Source organism: Aquabacterium sp., from assembly GCF_049317225.1.
GTDB lineage: Bacteria > Pseudomonadota > Gammaproteobacteria > Burkholderiales > Burkholderiaceae_C > Aquabacterium.
On record NZ_JBMOIR010000003.1, the window covers coordinates 193,721 to 215,173 of the forward strand.

Sequence of the window (21,453 nt, forward strand, 5' to 3'; positions counted from 1 at the left end):
TTTACTTCAGCAAGGCAGCCAAATCTTCCAGATCCGTACGGCTCAAAGAGCCAACGGCCTGCTTCAACTTCAGACGATTCAACAGGTAGTCATAGCGCGCTTGCAGGTAGTCACGCTTGGCGGTGTAGTACAGACGCTGTGCATCCACCACCTGAACAATCGAATACAGGCCTGTGCGCATGCCCTCTTCCTTGGCCTCCAGCGCACTTTCCTGAGCAACCAGTGACTTACGCAAAGCCGTCATCGTCTGCGCGCTGGTGAGCAAACCTCGCACCGCAGCGCTGGCTTGACGCTCGGTCTTGCGCAGTTCCTGTTCGTACTCTTCCTCGGACTTGCTCATCTTGGCCGCGGCTTCCCGCACCAGTGAGTTCGTCATGCCGCCTTCAAACAGAGGCATGTTCAAACGCACGCCAAACTGCATGTTGCTGATGTTGCTCTTACCCATGTCCTTGCCCGTGGTGTCGCGGAACAAGGAGCCACCGGAATCTTCCTTGGAGTAGCTTGCCGTGAAGTTCACGGTGGGCAGGTAACCCGCCTGTTGACGACGCACTTCCAGGGACGCGATGTTCTTGGCCATCAAGCGCGCTTGCAAAGCCAGGTTCTGTTCCAAAGCGGCAGCGACCCAGGGATCGACCTGCATGGGTTGCGGCACGGATGGCTCGATGTCACCGGCAAACGGCTGCAAGCTCGTGACATCAAAGCCCACGATTTCACGAAGCGCGCCACGCGCATCGTCCAGCTTGTTCGTGGCGTCCAGTTCACGGGCCTGGTTCACCGCCAGACGACCTTGCGTTTCATGGAACTGTGTCACCGTCCCCAGGCCGGAGTCATAACGAACCTTGGCTTGTTGGGCTTGCTTCTCACTGGCTTCACGCTCGGAGCGGGCCAATTCGACGCCATCTTGCGCCGCCATCATGTTCAGATAGGCTGTTGCGGAGCGCAAGATCAGGTCTTGCTCGGCAGCCACCAGCAACAGGCGAGATTGCTCCACAGAGACCTTGGCCTGCTCCATCTGGACCCAGGACGCCGCCTTGATGATGGGCTGATTGATGGTCAGCGTGTGGCTGGTCACCGGGTAGCGCTGAGTCTGCCCTTGCAAAGACTGATACGCAGCGATGTTGGAGCTGTTGATCGTCTGGTTCTGCTGTGTGCGCTGGAAGTCGTAAGCGGCTGTGGGCAAATAGCCGGCCAGCGCCTGAGCCTTGGCTTCGGCATTGGCCAGATAGTCGGCCTTGGCAGCGCGATACTTCGGATCGCTTTCCAGACCCTTGGTGAACAAGTCCATCATGCCGATGGTCTGAGGCTCAGCACCTGATCGTTGCGTTGCCTCCACGGCGCCAGCCAAAGCAATCGGACTCACTTCACGCAGTGTGCCCATGGGCTCGCGGCCCTTGTCTGTGGCAACCACTGGCTTTTCGGGAACAGGCTCAGGCTTGGGCGGCTCCAGCTGGGCCACTCGCTCAGGCACCGGCTCCGGCACCACGACTGGCGCAGGCGGCGCTGCAGGAGGCGGCGGCGGTGCAACCGCCAGCAACACCGCTGTGCCCGTTTCAGAGCGGTTGACGCCCGGCTCAGCCAGAACCAGGTTACGTCGCTCCTTGAACGCCAGACTCACTCGCGTGCCACCTGCCTTGGTCAATGGCAGGAATTCCAGAGAGCTGAACACCTGCGGATCGACCGTGACTCCCTTGAAAGCCTCCTGGAGGTGCGCTTTGCTCAGTTTGGGGAAGTCAATCACCAAACGCTGAGGCTTGCTCAGCAACTGAGGTTGCGCCTGCAGCTCTTTGCCGCCGCGCAGCAACACCGCAATCTCGCCATCCTTGATGTTCAAGTCGACGCTGGCCAACTCATCCTTGACGGCACGACGCGCCAAAACCAGTTCCCATTGGCTGACCTTGCCACCCACCGCTGCAATGGTTTCGTCCAACAGGTCGAAGGATTCCGTCAGGTCAATCAACAGACGGGAATCATCTCGTCCATCAGCCACCACTTTGACTTGCTTGACGGCCTTGACCGACTGACCCAACTTGTCAGAAATCAGCTTGCGGGCCTGCTCGGCAGACACGCCCTTGAGGCTCACCACCAACTGGCGCCCCTCTGGCGTCACACCAGACTCTCGCAAGGTGCCCTGTTCGCTTTCAACCTGCAAGCGAAGCACGTTTCCATCTGCGCGAATCGCCACGCCCTGCAACGCGCCTGCGAGCACGGACGTACTCAACCCGGCCAACGCCATCACGGCCACCAGTTTCTTCAAGCCCGGCAGCGCTGTCCGCTGATTTGATGTTGTCTCTGCAGCCATTATTTGGTTGACAAGGTCAATCGGTTGGTAATCGGACTCGTTACAGACGTGTAACGAGGTTTGCAACACTTAACATTGCATTCTAGTTAGCACGACGCCCGGTTCGCTCGGAAAAACCAGCAAAAATCGGTCCGGCACCGCAGGCGGAGGGTGTAAATAGTTGGCGAATTGTGTAAACACAGCGCACCAAGTTCAGTGACACCACCCCGCCATGCGAAATGCACTGAATTTCAGATCAATGCGCTGCGAGTTTGGTTTGGCGCTCCAACATGCCAATCAGGTTGCGCAACGACAGCAGGTGGGCATAAATCAGTGCCAACTCCCCCGACTGGAACAACTCGAACACCTGGGCTTGGTCAAGTTCACGCAATTTGGCTTCATTGATCACCCAAGAACCCAGCAGGTTGGCGACTTGCCCATGGCGGCCCTTGACCTCCATATTGGTCTCGACCAACAGGCCGGCATCCATCAATCGTTGAATGAATTGATGCGTGACCCCAGCTTGAGTCTGGAACTCACCGAGCAGTTGCAACACGGATTGCAGCGCCGGCGCGGGCTCACCCGAATCCTCAAACAGCGCGACACCGCCCTCAACGTCTTCACCTACCGCTGGGGAGCCCAAGTCAATCGCCACACCCAGTTTGTCTGCCGAGGCGCCGTCCTGAACGAGCACAAACGGATAGCGACGCAGGCAAGCAGGCACATAACGACCTGACCAGCGACCGTCGGCATCCACGAACAGGTTTTGCCCGTCGCGCAAGCCCGTCACGGCCAGCGACATCCACTGATCGTCCTTGCCCTTGGAAAACACGATCGGATATTCAAGGCAGCTTTCTGCCCACTCCACCGCCAGCACAGGGACAGCCGTCGCCTCAGCGGCAAATCGCACGTCATTCAAGGGCTGAACCTTCAGGTTCCGATGCACTTCACGGTCGAGCAACGTGGGTTGGGCGTAGAAAAAAGCTGACTTGGTCATGAGGTATCCCGCAGAGGGTGAAAGCATTGAGCAACGTTGGGTAGAAGTACCCACGATCACCCCAGACACTACCGCACGACACAGGTCAAAAACATGTCGTTGCAAAAAGGACGAATAGGGTTAACCCTCCCGCCTCACAACGTCACAAAAACCCAACTCGGACCGAAAAATAGAAACGGGCCAACATCTCACGATGTTGGCCCGTTAAAAAGGTGGTCGGGGCGGTGGGATTCGAACTCACGACCCTCTGCTCCCAAAGCAGATGCGCTACCAGGCTGCGCTACGCCCCGACTGAGAAATCTATTGTAGCCTGAATTTGATCATTGATATACAGCGCAGCCTACAAATCTGTTTGTGTGTTCTTTTCGCACTCATGGGGCACGCTATAACGTGCACATGGTCATGGCATTTCAACGTTCTGTTGCGCTGCTCGGCGACACCTCGCTCGCTGTAGGACGAGGCATGCGCCACGGCTGGCGCTTCCGAACGCAGGACTTGGCGAGGATTCTGGCTGATGCCAGTGCGCGGGCATTGCCAATCGTGATCGTGGTCAATGTGCTGGTCGGCGCCATCATTGCGTTTGTGGGCGCCGTACAACTCACTCGATTTGGCGCGGGCATCTTTGTCGCCGATCTGGTCGCCATTGCCGTTTCACGAGAAATGGCTGCGGTCATCACGGCTGTGGTCATGTGTGGTCGAACAGGCGCAGCCTTTGCTGCAGAACTGGCTTCCATGCAAGCCAACGAAGAAATCGATGCGCTGGAAGTGCTGGGATTGGACGCGGTGGACTTTCTGGTGCTGCCTCGCGTGGTGGCCCTTCTGACTTTGCTGCCCCTGCTGTATCTGTTTGCATGTGTGGGCGGATTGCTTGGCGGCTATGCGGTCAGTGCCTCTTTGCTTGACTTGGCCCCTGCTGCCTACTTTGATCGCAGCATGACTGCACTGACTGCAGCGCATCTTGGCTTGGGCTTTTTCAAGAGCATGGCGTTTGGCGCACTGGTCTCGCTCGCGGCCTGTCACTACGGCCTGACATCCGCGCGCAATGCCGAGGGCGTCGGGCGAGCCACGACACGAGCCGTCGTGGCAGGCATCGTGGGTGTGATTGCGGTGGATGCTGTGTTTGCCGTGTGCGCCGATGCGCTAAGGATCTGACATGCCTTTGCTTCGCGTGCACGACCTGCGTCTTCAATATGGCTCTGCATTGGTGCAAGAGCACATCAACCTCGAATTGGTCCCCGGGCAGATTCTGGCTGTCATGGGAGGCAGTGGCTGTGGCAAGAGCACCCTGTTGAAGTCGCTGATCGGACTGCTTGAACCCACAGATGGGCACGTCTTCTACGGCGACCAGGACTACTGGCAAAGTTCGGACTCGGTGCGCGCCCAACTGCGCGCAGACATCGGCGTGCTCTTTCAAAGTGCTGCGCTCTGGTCCTCCATGTCGGTGCTGGACAACGTTCTGTTGCCTCTGCAGGTCCAAAACCGCCTGACCGCCGAGGAGCAGCAGGCTCGCGCACTCGAAGTTTTGACGTGGGTTGGCATGGCTGAAGCACGTGATCGCATGCCCGCAGATCTCAGCGGTGGCATGAAAAAACGCGTGGGACTCGCCCGGGCCATCGTGGCGCGCCCACACATGCTTTTTCTGGACGAGCCTTCGGCTGGACTGGACCCCATCAGCTCCATCAAGCTGGACCGACTGATCCTGGACATCCGAGATCGAACGGGCGCAGGCATCGTCATCGTCACCCATGAGTTGGCAAGCATTTATGCTTTGGCCGACAGCGGGATCTTTCTGGATGCAGACAGCAAACAGCCCATCGCATACGGATCGCCCAAACAGATGCGAGACGACAACACGCATCCGACCGTTCGCGCATTCATGCACCGCGAGGAGATCAAGACGCCATGAAACGTCACGCTTTTTGGGTTGGCACCTTCTTGTTGCTGACGGTGGTGCTGATCGTGGTGGGCATCCTCACCCTGAACAAGTCGAGCCTGTTTACTCAGCGACACCAGGCGATGGTTTACTTTGGCGGTAGCGTCAAGGGCTTGTACATCGGTGCCCCCGTCACGTTCCGGGGCGTCAAGATGGGCGAAGTCACGCACATCGGGGTTGAGGTCGATCCACGTACGTTGATCACTCGCATCCCCGTGCGCCTGACCTTGAGCACAGACACCCTGCAACTCGGACGTGCAGGAGAGCCTGCCCAAGCCGTTGACCTCCCGGAGTTGGTATCCAGAGGCCTGCGGGCTCGATTGATTTTGCAGAGCATCGTCACCGGGCAAACTGCCGTGGAGTTGGATTTCAAGCCGGAGACCCCAGGGGTCCTGGTCGCAGGTAACAAGGCTCCGCTGCCTGAAATTCCCACCGTGCAAGACAAGCTCGACGCTCTGTTGAACCAGGTTCAAAGCTTGCCATTGGGGGATCTGGTTGCCGAATTGCGTCAAACGATGGCCACCTTGGATCAGACCCTGAAGGTCAGTCAGACGGCGATCCAGAACAGCAGCAAGCAACTGCGCCTCACGGGTGAACAAGCTCGTCAGACGATGCAAGCGGCCGAAGCTGCCTTGACTCAGGTGCAGACTCAGGCGAATCTGACCTTGACCTCGATTCAGCAATTGAGCGACACGTCCAGGCAAACCTTGCAAGATGCCCAGCCAGGGTTGCGCCAGACGCTGACCGCATCGAAACAAGCAGCTGAGGAAGCGCAACGTGCCATGCGTCAACTGGCCGATTTCAGCGCACCAGGCTCCACCTTGCGCACCGATTTGAGCAGTGCTGCCCAGGACCTGTCTCAAGCCGCCCGCACCATGCGTTCGTTTGCAGACCAACTGGATGCCGACCCCAGCAGCCTGCTTTTTGGAAGGAGCCAGCCATGATGTGCCAGACCCTGACACGCTGGAGCGTCATCACACTCGTCAGCGGCCTGATCGCGCTGAGCGGCTGCGCTCGCCAAAGTGCACCGGGCATCACGTTGCTGTCCCTGCCCTTGCCTGCTGATGCCGCCAACCATCGCACCATGCGCACCCTCCACCCTGACTGGGCGGTCGCGCGCATCGAAGTTCCGGAGTATTTGCAGACCAACCGCGTACGCTTCCGCGAGGGGCCGGCCACGCTGAGCGAGTGGCCCCAGGTGCGGTGGGCCGAGCGCATCGAAGTGGGCTTGACTCGCCAGTTGACTCGTGCACTGTCCCATCAACTGGCCGTGTGTGAAGCGCCCTGCAGCCAGAGCCCCGCCGCTCCCACCCGAACCCTTCACATCCGCTTTGACGAATTGGATGCGCAGCAAGAGACCCACTCGGTTCGCGCCTCGGTCGTGTGGTGGGTCAGTGAGATCGACCTCGCTCGCACACCTGCACTCACGCGCCTGACGCTGAACGAACCCTTGCCGGCGCTCAGTGCCGAGGCCTACGCCGCCGCCTTATCCAGGCTGACAGTCCGTCTGGCAGAGCAGATCAGCGCAGCACAGCGCCCATGACGGCGCGCGACCGGCCTCAGGCAGAAATCTGAGCCCAGGCTTTTTCCAGTCGTTTGATGCTGACGGGCTGGGGCGTACGCAACTCTTGCGCGAAGAGGCTCACACGCAGCTCTTCCAGCAACCAACGGAATTCATCGGTGCGGGCATCCAGCACGCCTTTGAGTTCAGCCAGGCGACGTGTGTAACGCTGATCCAGCGGACGCAGTTCGGTCATGCGCTGGGCATCACGCGCGGGATCGCCCTTGAGCTTGTCCAAGCGCAAGGTGATGGCCTTCAGGTACCGAGGGAAGTGTTGCAGTTGCACGTAAGGTGTCTGCACCACAAAGCGTTTGGACATCAGGCGTTGCAGTTGCCCGGCGATGTCGTCGGCCACGTCCTTGGGCGGCTTGGCGTCTTTGAGCTTGCGGGTGGCGGCAGCGTATTCAACCAGGATGGTGCCCGCCAAACGCGCCACTTCCTGAGCGATCAGGTTGAGGCGCGTACGCCCCTCTTCCACCCGCGCCTTGAAACTGGCGGCATCGGTGGGCAAGGGATCAGCCAGGTAGGCACGGTCCATGGCCACGGCAATGATCTGGTCACGCAGTTCGTCGGCGGTGCCCAGGCTCATGTAAGCCATGGCCATCTTCTGCAGATCCGGAATGTTCTTTTCCAGATACTTCAGCGGCTCTTTGATTTGCAAAGCGACCAACCGGCGCAAACCGGCACGGTGCTTGGCTGCAGCCACATCCGGCTCGTCGAAGATGTCGATTTCGACGTGCTGACCTTTGTCGATCAGGGCAGGAAAGCCAATGAGGGTATGGCCAGCGCGCTGAATTTCCATCAGCTCAGGCAACTCACCAAATGTCCAGTCGGTGAAGGTTTGCGAGGCAGCAGGAGCCTTGCTCTGCGGGTTCGGAACACGCTGGGGCCGAGAGGCCGCAGGGGTCGCACGCGCTGTCGCGGCCTCGCGCTCCGTCGCGGCGACAGGTTGTGCCACCGCTTTGGTCTTGATCGCCGCCAAAGCCTGGAACGCCCCACGTGCCAGGGAGCCCAAATCCGCCTTCAACGCCGCCAGGTTGCGCCCCATGCCCAGCTGGCGACCGTGCTCGTCCACCACCCGGTAGTTCATGAACAGGTGGGGCGAGAGCATGTCGAGCTTGAAGTCGTTGCGCTTCACATCCAACTGGGTCTTGTCACGCACGGCCTTGAGCAAGGCGTCCATCAAGCTGCCTTGGCCAAACTCCACCGCTTGCACAAAAGCCTCGGCGTAGTCCGGCAAGGGCACCAGGCGAGCACGCGGTTTTTGATGCAAGCTCTTGACCAGCGCCAGCACCTTGTCTTTCAGCATGCCGGGCACCAGCCACTCACCACGCTCTTCGTTGACCTGGTTGAGCGCGTAGATGGGCACGGTCACCGTCACGCCATCGCGGGCATCGCCCGGCTCGTGCAGGTAGGTGGCCGCACAGTCGACACCGCCCATGCGCACATATTTCGGAAAGGCTGCGCTGGTGATACCGGCGGCCTCGTGTCGCATCAGCTCTTCACGGCTGAGGTAGAGCAGCTTGGGGTTCTCTCGGCTGGCTTGTTTGTACCAGTGCTCGAAGCTGTGGCCGCTCATGACATCGGGCGGAATCTGCGCGTCGTAGAAGGCGTAGATCAGGTGCTCGTCCACCAGCACGTCTTGCCGGCGTGATTTGTGTTCGAGTTGCTCGACTTGGCTGATGAGCTTGCGGTTGTGCGCCAGGAAGGGCAAACGTGTTTCCCATTCCTGCGCAACCAAGGCTTCGCGGATGAAGATCTCGCGCGCCTCGCGCACATTGACCAGGCCAAAGTTGACGCGCTTGTTGTTGTAGACCACCAGGCCGTACAGCGTGGCCCGCTCCAGCGCCACGACCTCGCCGGCCTTCTTTTCCCAGTGCGGCTCAAGCAACTGCTTTTTCAGCAAATGCCCGCCCATCTGCACCAACCAAGGCTGGTCGATGTTGGCAATGCCACGGCCGTAGAGCTTGCTGGTTTCGACGAGTTCGGCCGCCAGAATCCAGCGCCCGGGCTTCTTGCTGAGGTTGGCGCCGGGGTGCTTCCAGAACTTGATGCCGCGGGCTCCGAGGTACCACTCATCGTCGTCGCTCTTGCAGCCGACGTTGCCCAGCAAGCCTGACAGCAAGGACAGATGCACTTGCTCGTACGTGGCAGGCGCCGTGTTCAGACGCCAGCTGTGCTCGGCCACCACCGTGTGGAGTTGGGTGTAGACGTCTTTCCACTCGCGCACCCGGCGCGGGTTGATAAAGTTGTCGCGCAGCAAGGCTTCGTATTTGCGGTGGCTGAGCTTGTGCTTTTCAGGTTGCCCAGGCTCATGGTGACCATGCCCCCCGCGCGACTCATCCAGCCACTTCCACAGCTTGAGCGTGCCCATGAACTCGGACTTTTCGTCGTCAAACTGTTTGTGCTTCTGATCGGCCTGCTGTTGCTGATCAATCGGCCGGTCACGTGCATCCTGCACGCTCAAGCTCGCCGCAATCACCAGCACTTCAGACAGGGCCTCGCGGTCTTTGGCCTCCAGAATCATGCGACCCACACGTGGATCGAGCGGCAGACGCGCCAGATCGGTCCCGAGCTTGGTGATCTCGTTGTTGTCATCGACCGCCCCCAGTTCGTTGAGCAACTGGTAGCCATCGGCAATGGCTTTGCGCAGCGGTGGCTCGATGAAGGGGAAATCTTCCACATGCCCCAGGTGCAGGGACTTCATCCGCAAGATCACCCCCGCCAGCGACGAGCGCAGGATTTCGGGGTCGGTGAAGCGCGGACGCGCGTTGAAGTCCTTCTCGTCGTAAAGACGGATGCAGATGCCGTTGGCGACCCGGCCGCATCGACCGGCACGCTGGTTGGCCGCAGCCTGACTGATGGGCTCGACCTGAAGCTGCTCGACCTTGTTGCGGAAGCTGTAGCGCTTGACCCGCGCCTGACCTGCGTCGATCACATAGCGGATGCCCGGCACGGTCAGCGAGGTTTCGGCCACGTTGGTGGCCAGCACGATGCGCTTGGGGCCACCGGTCTGAAAGACACGGTCTTGCTCCTGCTGGCTCAAGCGGGCAAACAAGGGCAGCACCTCGGCCACGGTGCGGTGCTCGGCCAGGTGCTTGCGAAGGTGGTCAGACGCTTCGCGGATTTCGCGCTCGCCGGGCAAGAAGACGAGGATGTCGCCATTGCCCTCACGCCAGAGCTCGTCCACCCCGTCGGTGATGGCCTCGTTCAAGCCATATTCGCGGCTTTCTTCAAAGGGGCGGTAACGCTGTTCGACCGGGAACAAGCGCCCCGACACCATGATGACGGGTGCCGGCCCCTTGGCCGACTCGAAATGCTTGGCAAACCGATCAGCATCAATCGTGGCCGAGGTGACGATGATCTTCAGATCGGGTCGACGAGGCAGCAACTGGCGCAGGTAGCCAAGCAGGAAGTCGATGTTCAGACTACGCTCGTGCGCCTCATCAATGATGAGGGTGTCGTAGGCCAGCAGGTCTGGATCGCCCTGAGTTTCGGCCAGCAAGATACCGTCCGTCATCAGCTTGACGCTGGCACCCGGCTGCAGCCGATCCTGGAAGCGCACCTTGTAGCCCACCACCTCGCCCAGCGGCGAGTTCAGCTCTTCGGCAATGCGCTTGGCAACGCTGGACGCCGCAATCCGTCGAGGCTGCGTGTGCCCGATCAGCTTGGGACGCAAATGGCGCGGCGCCTTCGGATCTCGCGGCTGCCCCCAGCCACCCCGCCCCATGGCCAGCGCAATCTTGGGCAACTGCGTGGTCTTGCCCGAGCCCGTTTCACCGCACACAATGATGACCTGATGCTCACGCAAGGCCGCCTCAATCTCGTGACGCTTGCCACTGACGGGTAGAGATTCCGGAAAGGTGATGACAGGTGCAGACACGGGGTTAGACAGGAGGGCTAAAAAGGGCGAAAGTGCGCATTATCCCGCTATGAACTTCGACGAATACGCACGCTACGACGCAACCGGCCTGGCGGACTTGGTCCGCCGAGGCGAAGTGCACCCCAGCGAACTGCTGGAAGCGGCCATCAAGCGAGCCGACGACACCCGCAAGCTCAACGCCATTGTCATGCGCCTGGACGAACAAGCGCGTCGTCAGGCTCGGGCCATTTTTTCGCCCGATGCGCCATTCGCCGGGGTTCCATTTCTGGTCAAGGACCTGTTCCAGGACATGGCGGGGCTGCCCTCGTCCATGGGCAACCGGGTCATGGCCAAAGTCGTGGTCCAGGAAGACAGCGACGTGGTGCGCCGCTGGAAGCATGCCGGTTTGGTGATTTTCGGCAAGACCAACACGCCTGAGTTTGGCGCCAAAAATGTGACCGAACCGATGGCTTTCGGACCGGCCCGCAACCCCTGGAATCCACAACGAACACCCGGAGGCTCCTCAGGCGGCTCGGCTGCTGCGGTGGCCGCAGGCATTGTTCCCATGGCTGGCGCCAACGATGGCGGGGGATCCATTCGCATCCCCGCTGCAGCCTGTGGCCTGTTTGGGCTGAAGGTCGGCCGGGGCCGCATCTCGATTGGCCCCTTGATGGCAGAGGGCCTGAACGGTGCGGCACAGCAAGGCATCGTCTCCAGAACCGTGCGAGACACCGCCGCGATGCTGGACGTGCTGCAAGGGCCCGAACCCCATGCACCGTACTACATGGCGGCCCCCGATGTGCCCTACACCCAGTTGATCAAGCAAGCGCCCAAGCGTCTGCGCATTGGCTTCACCACGCAATCCCCATTAGGCAACCCGGTTGACCCTCAGGCGGTCGCGGCGGTGGAAGATGCAGTCAAACTGCTGACCGACATGGGGCACATCGTGACGCCCGTGGACACACCTTTCGATGGCGTGCAACTCGCCGAAGATTTCCTGAAAGCCTGGTTCTGCTCTCAAGCGTACTTTGTCGATGCCATTTGCAAAGCCACCGGGGCGACCCTGGCTGACTTCGAGCCCGACACGCGACTGATGGCTGCCGTGGGTCGCAGCGTATCAGGCGTGGATCTGATGGCTTGCGAAGCGCGCTGGAACGATCACATCAAACGCCTGGCAACGTTTCATGGCCAATATGACCTCTGGCTGTCCCCCACCCTGAACGGCCCGGCTGTGCCAATCGGTAGCATGCAAACCCCCAAAGCACTGGAAATTGCAGGAGACGTGGTGGCCAAACTGGGACTTGCCGGCCCCTTGAGTCAAAGCGCATCGTTCAAACAAACCATCCTGCAAAACCTGGGCTGGACGCCCTACACCCAGCTGGCCAACCTGACAGGTCGCCCGGCCATGTCGGTGCCGCTGTACTGGACGCCGGACGGTATGCCGCTGGGTGTGCAGTTTGTCGCAGGGCTAAACGGTGAGGCAACTTTGCTACAACTGGCCAGCCATTTAGAGCAAGCTCGCCCCTGGGCGCACAGAAGGCTGCCAACAGCGACTTAAGCACATTCTCTTGTCACAGCGTAAGGTGTACGATGTCCTAAAACAGCAGTACACGCCGCCAAGCGCAGTGAGTGAGATTCCAGCTTGAACAGAGCATCGCTCAAGCATAGGTTGTCCGCCCTTTTACTGGGGCCCGACACCAGCCGCCACAAAGCAATTGGGCTGACCTTCGTGGTCAGCCTGCTCTATTTGTTTCATACCTGCCTGACGATCGTGGCCGTCCACTCGGATCACGCCTGGCCAGGCCTGGGGCACTGGCTGGAAGCCTGCCTGCTGTTCGGCGCCGTTTTCTTTTACGGGATGCTCCGCAGTGGCCTGTCCAAACATTTCCGTGATCCGGACATGTTTCTGGCTCAGTTGCTGTATTGCATTTTTGCAGCGTGCATTGCGTACCTGACGGTCGACATCCGGCTACGCGGTGTCGTGCTCGCCGTGCTGCCCGTCGTCCTGCTCCCCGGTCAATTCACCCTGACGCCTCGTGCTTTGCGCTTGGTCAGTCATGTGAGCGTGTCCGCGCTGGCTTTGGCGGTCACGCTGGACTGGCTGATCCATCCCCAGCAAATGGATGTCGTCGCCGACATGGCGCAATGGACCTTTGCCTGCGTGATCATTCTGGCGTCATCGTGGGTGGCCCAGCGGGTCAGCGAGCTGCGACTCAAGCTGACCAGCGATCGTGAATCGCTCAGTTCCGTCCTGGATGAAGTGCAAGTGATTGCCGCGCACGACCCACTCACAGGCCTCATCAACCGGCGCCGGATGCAGGAATTGCTGCGCAACGAATGGATCCGCAAAGACCGCCTTCGTCAGACCACCACATTGGTCATGCTGGACCTTGACCATTTCAAACGAGTCAACGACGAGTACGGACACCATGCTGGTGACGAGGTGCTGCGCAACTTTGCTGAACTGGCATCGCAAACCTTGCGGCAGTTTGATGTGCTGGCCCGTTGGGGCGGCGAAGAGTTTTTGCTGATGTATCCCGGCACAAAGCCCGAACAGGCGCTGATCGCCCTGGAGCGCATGTATCAACGTCTGCGGGTAGCCTCTTTGCTGCCAACCTATCCGGAGGTGCGCATCACCTGCTCGGCAGGGGTATCGTCAGCTTTGCCAGGCGAGCCTTACGAGCAGGCCATCGAGCGTGCTGACCAAGCTCTTTATCGAGCGAAGACCTCTGGCAGAGACCGTATTGAAGTGATGACGTCGCCCTGCCTTCCAAACCCCGTAACATAAGCGGCTGAATTCACCGTTTGTGCATCCATGGACTTGGTCTTTCCTCATACATTCGTGCCCTGGTTTCGCTCCGTGGCACCCCACATCCACGCCCACCGGGGCAAGACCTTTGTCGTGGGTCTGTCTGGGGAGTTGATCGCAGCCGGCAAGCTGGAAAACTTTGTTCAGGACTTGGCGCTGATGCAGGCCATGGGCATCAAGATCGTGCTGGCGCACGGTTTCCGCCCTCAGCTGGAAGAGCAACTTCGCCTGAAGGGGCAAGCCTCGCGCTTCAGCCATGGCATGCGAATCACGGACCCGATCGCACTGGACTGCGCCCAGGAGGCTGCAGGTCAACTGCGCTACGAAATCGAAGCTGCGTTCTCACTTGGTTTGCCCAACACGCCGATGGCAGGGGCATCCATCAGCGTGATCTCTGGAAACTTCGTCACGGCCCGCCCGGTCGGCATCGTGGACGGCGTGGACTTCATGCACACCGGCCTCGTCCGCAAGATTGACGCGGTGGCCATTCGCCGGGCCATTGATACCGGCGCGCTCGTCATGCTCTCGCCCTTCGGTTTTTCGCACACCGGCGAAGCCTTCAACCTGACCATGGAAGATGTGGCCACCAGTGCGGCCATCGCCTTGCAGGCTGACAAGCTGATTTTCGTCACCGAAGTGCGCGGTGTGCTGCAGGCCATCGTGCAAGACCCGTCTCGCGCGCAGGAACTGGCCGGCGCCGCTCAGCACGACACCGATGCCGAAATTGACCAGGAACTGGCCTTGGCCGACGCCCGCAAGCTGCTGGCCGCCCTGCCCAGCCCGCAACAGCCCACTGACACCGCGTTTTACCTGCAACACGCCGTCAAAGCCTGTGAAGGGGGTGTTGAGCGCGTTCACATCCTGCCGTTTTCGGTCGATGGCGCCCTGTTGATGGAAGTGTTCACCCATGATGGCGTGGGCACCATGATCGTCGACGAAAAGCTAGAAAGCCTGCGGGAGGCCACCCCTGATGACGTTGGGGGCATCCTGCAACTGATCGAGCCTTTCGAGCAAGATGGCACGCTGGTCAAACGGAGTCGAACGGAAATCGAGCGCGATGTGGCGCAGTACACCGTCATTGAGCACGATGGCGTGATCTTCGGATGTGCCGCGCTGTATCCCTTCCCTGAAGCCAGCACAGCCGAGATGGCCGCGCTGACCATCTCGCCCAGCGTGCAGGGACAAGGAGACGGCGAACGCATTCTGAAGCGCATCGAGCAGCGTGCACGGGCAATGGGCCTATCCACACTGTTTGTATTGACAACGCGTACCATGCATTGGTTTATCAAGCGTGGTTTTGCACCGGTTGACCCGAACTGGCTGCCAGAAGCGCGCAAGCGCAACTACAAATGGGACCGGCGCTCACAAGTGCTGGTCAAGCACCTCAAATAATCTTTCCACTGCATTCATTGCACTGATCGACACCATGGCACGTACCATTTTCTGCAAGCACCTCAACAAGGAAGGTGATGGCTTGGATTTCGCTCCCTATCCTGGTGAACTGGGCAAGCGCATTTACAACGAGATCAGCAAGGAAGCTTGGCAGATGTGGCTCAAGCACCAGACCATGCTGGTCAATGAAAACCGTTTGAACCTGGCCGACGCACGTGCGCGCCAGTATCTGGCCCGCCAGATGGAACAGTTCTTCTTCGGCGGTGGCGCCGAACAGGTCGCAGGCTACGTCCCGCCTTCCGCCTGAGTCTGGCGTTCAGCCAAACAAAAAGCCGACCTCATCAGGTCGGCTTTTTTCATGGGCGCCGGATGCTCAAGATGGCATCAGGAAGTCGCGACTGATGCCGTAGCCCAGGTCCCCCACACGATCCAGGAACTGGGTCAGGTAGGCGTGCAGGCCGGTAGCCAGAATTTCATCAATGCGACCAAACTGCAAATCGGCGCGCAGGCGACCTGCACGGCGAATGGTCTCCTGGCTGTGATCGTTGCCCACGGCACGCAGATTGCGCACCACTTCGTCCATGCAGTGCACGAGCGAACGAGGCATTTCCGCACGCAGCATCAGCAACTCGGCCACTTTCTCAGGGCGAATCACATCGCGGTACACCTTGCGGTACACCTCAAACGCCGACACGCTGCGCAGCACCGCCGACCAGTGGTAGAAGTCCACTTCCTTGCCTTCGTTGCCAATGCCTGACCCGAAGAACTCGGTGTTGCGGGCATGGAACTTCACGTCCAGCAAACGCGCGGTGTTGTCGGCGCGTTCCAGGAAGGTGCCAATGCGCTGGAAGTGAAAGGCTTCGTCCTGCAGCATGGTGCCCAAAGTCACCCCGCGAGACAGGTGCGAACGGAATTTCACCCACTCGAACAATTCACCAGGGTCCTTCGCCAGCAAGCCGGACTTCACCAGACGGTTGAACTCCAGCCAGGTCTGGTTCATGGTTTCCCACACCTCGGTGGTCAACGCGCCACGCACGGCACGTGCGTTCTCACGTGCGGCACGCAAGCAGCAATAGATGCTGGATGGATTGTTGGCATCCGTCACCATGAAGGCCATCACGTCACGCGCGTTGACCGTCTCGAACCGCTGTGTGTAGTCGGGCATCAGTTCGCTGATGCTCAACAGGCCCTTCCACCCTTGCGTGGCCGTCTCACTGGACTGCGGCAGCAGGGACGTCTGATAGTTCACATCGATCAGGCGGGCCGTGTTCTCGGCACGCTCCATGTAGCGGGCCATCCAAAACAGGTGGTCGGCGGTACGCGACAGCATGGGCTTGGTCTCCAGATACGAAGCATTGCTCACACGCAATGCCCCAGATTCAGTCTCGATGAGGTGGGATGGCAGGTGCTCTTCAATGCGTTCGTTCAGCATGATCAGTCCTCCAGAACCCAGGTGTCCTTGGTCCCGCCCCCTTGCGAACTGTTGACCACGAGGGAGCCTTCCTTGAGTGCCACGCGGGTCAAGCCACCCGGCACCATCTGAACCTCTTTGCCCGACAGCACAAACGGCCGCAAATCAATGTGGCGTGGGGCAATGCCGGATTCCACAAACGTCGGGCAGGTCGACAGCGACAGCGTGGGCTGCGCGATGTAGTTGGTCGGGTTGGCGATCAGGACCTTGCGGAATTCCTCGATCTCGGCCTTGGTGGCCGCTGGGCCGACCAACATGCCATAGCCCCCTGCCCCGTGCACTTCCTTGACCACCAGATCGGCCAGGTTGTCGAGGGTGTACTTCAGTGCGTCGGGTTCGCGGCAGATGTGCGTGGGGACGTTCTGCAGGATGGGCTTTTCGCCCAGGTAGAACTCGATCATCTTGGGCACGTAGGGGTAGATCGACTTGTCGTCGGCGATCCCGGTGCCGAAGGCGTTCGCCAGCGTGACGTTGCCGGCACGGTAGGCGCGCAGCAAGCCGGCCACGCCCAGCGTCGAATCCTTGCGGAAGACTTCGGGGTCCATGAAGTCGTCGTCCACGCGGCGGTAGATGACGTCCACACGCTGCGGGCCACGGGTGGTGCGCATGTAGACAAAATCGTCCTTGACGAACAGGTCCTTGCCTTCCACCAGTTCCACGCCCATTTGCTGGGCCAGGAAAGCGTGTTCGAAGTAGGCCGAGTTGTACATGCCCGGCGTGAGCACCACGGCGGTAGGCTCGTTCACGCCACCCGGCGCCATGCTGCGCAAGGTGTCAAGCAGCAAGTCGGGGTAGTGCGCCACGGGGGCCACGCGGTGCTCGGCAAACAACTCGGGGAAGAGCCGCATCATCATCTTGCGGTTCTCGAGCATGTAGCTCACGCCCGATGGCACACGCAGGTTGTCTTCCAGCACGTAGTAGGTGCCGCTGCCGTCCGGGTTGCAGGCGCGAACGATGTCGATGCCCGAGATGATGGAGTAGATGCCGCCCGGCACGTTCAAACCCATCATCTCCTTGCGGAACTGGGCATTGTTGAGCACGGGCTCGGCCGGAATGACACCTGCCTTCAGGATTTCCTGATCGTGGTAGATGTCGTCGAGGAAGCGGTTGAGGGCTGTGACGCGCTGCTTGAGCCCCTTCTCCATTTCCTTCCACTCGGCTGCGGGAATGATGCGGGGGATCAGGTCGAAGGGAATGAGGCGCTCGGTGCCCGAACCATCCTCGTCCTTGTCGCCGTACACCGCAAAGGTGATCCCCACGCGACGGAAGATCATCTCAGCCTCTTCCCGACGGGAACTCATGAGCTCCCGGGGCTGACGGCCCAGCCACTTGTCGTACACCTTGTAGTGGTCGCGCACTTGGGCGCTGCTCACATGCATTTCGTCAAAGAATCGCATCGCTTGGTCCCATCGGGGCTCTCTTAACCCTCTGTGCTCTATTCAATGCACAGAGTGTGCCAAGGCGATGTGTCGGCTTCTTGACCTACGACATGCACTCACACCATTGTGGTGCATTTAGCCGCTCGCGTTTCGTGCTCTTCCAACAGGCGAGTGGTCACGCGCACCAATAGCGTGTGCTGCCCGCCCCCTCGGATCACACCACGCAGGGGCGTGACGTCACCAAAATCGCGACCGTGCGCCACCCTGACATGGTGCAGAGCCGGCACGCAATCGTTGGTGGGATCCAGATCGAGCCAATCTTGTGCATGGGGCAGCCCCAGTCCGGGGATCCAGACACTCAACCAGGCATGCGAAGCATCGGCGCCCACCAAAGGCGCCTGGCCAGGTGGCGGTTGCGTCAACAAGTAGCCACTGACGTAGCGCGCAGCCACGCCCCACGCACGCAAACATCCCAACATCAGATGCGCGAAGTCCTGGCACACCCCTTTGCGCTTGGCAAACACCTCAGAGATGGGGGTCGAAATGTCTGTGGAGGCCGGGGCGTACTTGAAGTCCCGGTGAATGCGTTGCATCAACTCGATGGCTGCCTCCGCCAAGGGACGGTCATCTTGCAAAGACTCCGCGGCATAGGCGGCCAGTTCGGCGTGCCTGGGCACAAACGGCGAAGGGTACAGATACTCGCTGGCGGCCTCGTATGGCGCGTGCGCACGGTAAGCCAGGCGATCACGGACCTCTGCACACGTCGCCCCGCGTGACGGATCCAGGTCGGTGTAGCGGTGCAAGACCTTGACTTCGCTGCGCGCGCGCACGTTCAAATCGGCATGCGCGGCATGGATCGAAAAATAGGCGCTGCTGTTGCCATGGGTGTCGCGCCGGGTGTTGTGCTGTGCCGGCGGCGGCTGCACCGACATGTCAAACCTCAGGAGTGCCTGCCCCTCATCGGACAAAGGACGCAGGCAGGCAATGTGTTGCGCCTGCTCCACCGCCCAGCTGTAGCTGTAATGTGTTTCGTGCTCGACCGAGAGTCGGGCCCAAGCCACTTCTCGCTCACTCATGTGCTCACCATCGAGTCGTTGGGTTCAGCATGAGCAAAGTATTGACGTCCGATCTCGTCAGACAGCTTCCACCCTGCTTCCACCAACCGATCAAGCAAGGACTGAACCGCCTTGTGTCCGGCTTGCGGATCACAGAGTTCTTCGAGCGTGACGCCAAGACCCTCGTATGGCAGCCACGCCAGCAGATCATCCTGCGCACCGGTTCTCGCCGGCAGTTTGCCAAGTTCGGTTCGCATGCGTCTGACCACACAGGCCAACGAACGGGGGTTGGTCTCGTCGAGCACCAGCAACGCCAGCATCGCAGGCACTTCCAGCCGCCGCTGAAAGCGCGCACGGAAGGTGATCGTGCTGTCAAACAGGTCCAGCACCACATCAAAACCCTGGGGATGCTGGAATGCGCCCTCCCGCCAAAAGGCACGCAAGAAGCTGGCGTACCCCACCAGGCGCTCCACCATGCGCCCCACCGACATCAGGCGCCAGCCCGCGTCACGGGTCATGCGGTCGGTCTGAGCCCCTGTAACGGCCGACAACTGGATGGCCAGGTGATCAAGCGCCGCCATGACCTCACCTGATCGGGCACTGATCGGAACGGCCTCATCGTGCCCCCCCGCCGACGCCATCGACTGGAAATCGCTCACCATGGTGCGCATCAGCCGTGTTTGAGAGGGCAGCAGTCTTTCGCGTAGCGCCTCGGCCGAACGGGACAAAGCCGAGAGATTGAACGCCAGACTGAATGCCCCTTGCTTGGCGTCTGCATCGATCAACGCCTCCAGCGCCACACGCTCGAACACCCGACCAGATCGATCCAGCCCCGGCGTACCTGGCGGCACCAAGCCGTTGGTGATGCCCAATGCAGACAAGGCACGCAAGACGGCCTCGTCCGGCTCGTCATCGATGGCGCGCAGGTTGATCAAGGCCTGTGCGAGACGCAGTTGCTGCTCGCATCGCTCGGTATAGCGACCCATCCAGAAAAGATTCTCGGCCGTACGGCTGGACACCGGTCGCTGCCGCTGCGCCAGCTCTTCCAGCCGAACCGACTGAGGCAACATCGAGAAGGCGTCCACTGCTCCCTCGGTCAAGACCCACGTGTCCAGCGAACTGCCACCGAGCTGCATGGACACCGGACCGTCATCTCGGGTCGCGATGCGGGTCATGCCACCCGGCACCACACGCCATCCCCCGTGGCCGTCCGACAAGGCATACACACGCAGCGATGCACCACGCATCTGCAACTGATCCTCGGTCCAAACGGGCGTCTGCGCGTAAGGCACATAGTTCTGTGCCGTGAAAGCAGAAGGGTTCTGGCTGATGCGCGCCTCCAGCGTCTTGAGACTGGACGCAGGGAGCGTGGGACCGTACAAGGTCTCGCACTCCGGCCCCGGGCGACATGGATACGTGGGACGAACCAATTGCTGTGCCAAGGTCGGCTTGACGGCCTCCCAGGCCGCTGCCTCGCCACACCACCAGGTCGGCGCAGAAGGCAACTGCAAGGACTCACCCAGCAATGCCTCGGACAGTGCGGGCAAGAAGCCGTGCACCGCTGGCGACTCCAGAAAGCCCGTGCCCAGCGCATTCGCCAGCACCACATTGCCGGCCCGCACCACCTGCATCAGCCCCGGGACACCCAGGGTCGAATCCACGCGCAGCTCCAACGGGTCACAGTAGTCGTCATCCAGGCGTCGCAACAAGCCGTGAATGGGCTCCAGTCCCTGAACGGTTTTGAGGAAAAGGTGCTCGTCACGAACGATGAGATCGCCCCCTTCCACCAGCGGCAACCCGAGATACCTCGCCAGGTAGGCTTGCTCGAAGTAGGTCTCGTTGTAGGGACCTGGCGTCCAGAGCGCCAGCCGGGGGGGCTCCCCACCCGCGCACTGTGCCGCCAAGGCAGCCATGGTGTCGACCAACTGCCGATAGCTGCTGGCCAAGTGCTGGACATTCATGGCCCGGTAGGCATCGGGGAACAAGCGAGACACGATCAGCCGATTCTGCATGACGTATCCCAAACCGGAGGGAGCCTGGGTGCGCTGTGCCGCCACCCACCAAGCGCCATCCGGCCCACGTACCAGATCAAACGCGAGCATGTGCAGGTACACGCCCCCTATCGGACGTACCCCTTGCAAACCGCGAATGTAGCCAGGGTGCCCTTGCACGAGCGCCGCCGGCAACAAGGCCTCATGCAGCACCCGCTGCTCACCATACACATCGCGCAGGACGCGCTCCAGCAAGGTGGCACGCTGCATCACGCCGCGCTCCAGCGCCTGCCAGTCAGACGCCGACACGATCATCGGCAACACTTCCAGCGACCAGGGGCGACTGGGTCCGCCCGTGGCGTTGTAGACGTTGTAAGTGACACCGTCTTCCTGGATCTGTTGGGTCAACAGATGCTGCCGACGCGACAGGTCTTGCAGAGGTGCCCCCAGGTGCGACCAGAAGTCCGTCCAGGTGGGCCGCACGGAGCCGTCCGGCTCACGCAGTTCGTCGTAATGCTCCCCGTCGATCAAGTGCGCCTGCGACAACATGCTCTCGACGCAGGCCAGTGCAGCGGCGGGCGCGTCGTTGAGCGGAAGCTGATTGGCGGACATGGTGTGGACAAATCGAGGGTAATTGCAGGACAAGTGTTCAAGTTTTTCAGACTTTGAACCGATAACAGGCGGGCCGCTTCACAAAACTACACGAAGTTGAAGCCGTCAGCGCC

Annotated in this window: 15 protein-coding genes and 1 tRNA gene; 8 read left to right on the top strand and 8 right to left on the bottom strand. The window is 60.6% G+C overall.

Features of this window, described 5'->3' with window-relative positions:
- Position 1: 1 nt before the first annotated feature.
- The 3 genes from ACOYNB_RS04045 to ACOYNB_RS04055 form a co-directional block, all read right to left on the bottom strand.
- A complete protein-coding gene (locus tag ACOYNB_RS04045) occupies positions 2-2,254 on the bottom strand; it encodes a TolC family outer membrane protein (RefSeq protein WP_422837839.1) in 2,253 nt (750 codons plus the stop codon).
- Positions 2,255-2,534: 280 nt separating this feature from the next.
- A complete protein-coding gene (locus ACOYNB_RS04050; protein WP_422837840.1) occupies positions 2,535-3,275 on the bottom strand; it encodes a SapC family protein in 741 nt (246 codons plus the stop codon).
- 213 nt (positions 3,276-3,488) lie between these two features.
- Positions 3,489-3,565 (bottom strand) — tRNA-Pro (locus ACOYNB_RS04055).
- Between the two features lie 112 nt (positions 3,566-3,677).
- Here ACOYNB_RS04055 and ACOYNB_RS04060 point away from each other — a divergent pair.
- From ACOYNB_RS04060 to ACOYNB_RS04075, 4 genes are read left to right on the top strand one after another with little or no spacing between them, the layout of a single operon-like run.
- Positions 3,678-4,427 (top strand): MlaE family ABC transporter permease, encoded by a 750-nt coding sequence (locus ACOYNB_RS04060; RefSeq protein WP_422837841.1) that lies wholly within the window; start codon positions 3,678-3,680, stop codon positions 4,425-4,427.
- 1 nt (position 4,428) lies between these two features.
- A complete protein-coding gene (locus ACOYNB_RS04065; protein ID WP_422837842.1) occupies positions 4,429-5,181 on the top strand; it encodes an ABC transporter ATP-binding protein in 753 nt (250 codons plus the stop codon).
- On the top strand, positions 5,178-6,152 hold the full coding sequence (locus ACOYNB_RS04070; RefSeq protein ID WP_422837843.1) for an MlaD family protein: 975 nt from the start codon (positions 5,178-5,180) through the stop codon (positions 6,150-6,152). The genes ACOYNB_RS04065 and ACOYNB_RS04070 overlap by 4 nt, the downstream gene beginning before the upstream one ends.
- The gene (locus ACOYNB_RS04075; RefSeq protein WP_422837844.1) at positions 6,149-6,751 is read left to right on the top strand and encodes a PqiC family protein; all 603 of its coding nucleotides are present in this window, start codon (positions 6,149-6,151) and stop codon (positions 6,749-6,751) included. Before ACOYNB_RS04070 ends, ACOYNB_RS04075 begins: the two co-directional genes overlap by 4 nt.
- Positions 6,752-6,767: 16 nt before the next feature.
- Here the strand turns inward: ACOYNB_RS04075 and hrpA are convergent, their stop codons facing one another.
- Complete coding sequence (hrpA, locus tag ACOYNB_RS04080) at positions 6,768-10,652, bottom strand: ATP-dependent RNA helicase HrpA (RefSeq protein WP_422837845.1); 3,885 nt, start codon at positions 10,650-10,652, stop codon at positions 6,768-6,770.
- A 49-nt stretch (positions 10,653-10,701) separates the two neighbouring features.
- Here hrpA and ACOYNB_RS04085 point away from each other — a divergent pair, with 49 nt between their 5' ends.
- The 4 genes from ACOYNB_RS04085 to ACOYNB_RS04100 all read left to right on the top strand — a co-directional run bounded on the left by ACOYNB_RS04085 (position 10,702) and on the right by ACOYNB_RS04100 (position 15,139).
- Positions 10,702-12,189, top strand: a complete 1,488-nt coding sequence (locus ACOYNB_RS04085) for an amidase (protein WP_422837846.1) — start codon at positions 10,702-10,704, stop codon at positions 12,187-12,189.
- A gap of 111 nt (positions 12,190-12,300) precedes the next feature.
- Positions 12,301-13,419, top strand: a complete 1,119-nt coding sequence (locus ACOYNB_RS04090) for a diguanylate cyclase (RefSeq protein WP_422837847.1) — start codon at positions 12,301-12,303, stop codon at positions 13,417-13,419.
- A gap of 27 nt (positions 13,420-13,446) precedes the next feature.
- The gene (argA, locus tag ACOYNB_RS04095; RefSeq protein WP_422837848.1) at positions 13,447-14,832 is read left to right on the top strand and encodes an amino-acid N-acetyltransferase; all 1,386 of its coding nucleotides are present in this window, start codon (positions 13,447-13,449) and stop codon (positions 14,830-14,832) included.
- A gap of 34 nt (positions 14,833-14,866) precedes the next feature.
- Complete coding sequence (locus tag ACOYNB_RS04100) at positions 14,867-15,139, top strand: oxidative damage protection protein (protein ID WP_374257770.1); 273 nt, start codon at positions 14,867-14,869, stop codon at positions 15,137-15,139.
- Positions 15,140-15,205: 66 nt separating this feature from the next.
- Here ACOYNB_RS04100 and ACOYNB_RS04105 read toward each other — a convergent pair whose 3' ends face one another.
- The 4 genes from ACOYNB_RS04105 to ACOYNB_RS04120 form a co-directional block, all read right to left on the bottom strand.
- Complete coding sequence (locus ACOYNB_RS04105) at positions 15,206-16,162, bottom strand: alpha-E domain-containing protein (protein WP_374257782.1); 957 nt, start codon at positions 16,160-16,162, stop codon at positions 15,206-15,208.
- 104 nt (positions 16,163-16,266) lie between these two features.
- Positions 16,267-17,700 carry a circularly permuted type 2 ATP-grasp protein gene (locus ACOYNB_RS04110; RefSeq protein ID WP_374257772.1) on the bottom strand — a complete coding sequence of 478 codons (1,434 nt, stop codon included), beginning with the start codon at positions 17,698-17,700 and terminating at the stop codon, positions 16,267-16,269.
- A gap of 98 nt (positions 17,701-17,798) precedes the next feature.
- Positions 17,799-18,758: a transglutaminase family protein gene (locus tag ACOYNB_RS04115; protein WP_422837849.1), complete on the bottom strand. Its 960-nt coding sequence runs from the start codon at positions 18,756-18,758 to the stop codon at positions 17,799-17,801.
- Positions 18,755-21,340, bottom strand: a complete 2,586-nt coding sequence (locus ACOYNB_RS04120) for a circularly permuted type 2 ATP-grasp protein (RefSeq protein ID WP_422837850.1) — start codon at positions 21,338-21,340, stop codon at positions 18,755-18,757. Before ACOYNB_RS04120 ends, ACOYNB_RS04115 begins: the two co-directional genes overlap by 4 nt.
- Positions 21,341-21,453 lie beyond the last annotated feature (113 nt).